General features: G+C 31.1%; 1 protein-coding gene. It reads right to left on the bottom strand.

Annotated features, from left to right (window positions below):
• Nucleotides 1-249, bottom strand: a 249-nt coding sequence (locus tag ADJ83_RS02085; protein WP_152910782.1) for a hypothetical protein, incomplete at its 3' end; no start/stop codon positions are given.
• Between the last annotated feature and the right edge of the window lie 15 nt (nt 250-264).

Below are 264 nucleotides of genomic sequence, written 5' to 3'. Positions count from 1 at the left end.
ATAAAGGACATGGTGATGAATACGAATCTTTAAAAGGTTTATATCCATTCCTGGCAACTCCATATCAATAAAATAACAAGATTCAAATAAATAATAATCACATGCTGGGAAAGTATCGCTATTTTTTATCGATGTTGGTGAAAGGGAAGACCACTCTTTGTCACTAGATCCAAACATTTCTTTCCAATAATCTTCCTTATGACTATTCTCTGAAAATTGATAGATTTTTTTTAAGTTGTCAAAACTCATAAAAATTCCCGCTTC

This window comes from Bacillus sp. 522_BSPC (genome assembly GCF_001076885.1).
GTDB lineage: Bacteria > Bacillota > Bacilli > Bacillales > Cytobacillaceae > Niallia > Niallia hominis.
The sequence above is the reverse complement of the archived record's forward strand: the minus strand, read 5'-3'. Positions and strand labels throughout refer to the sequence as shown.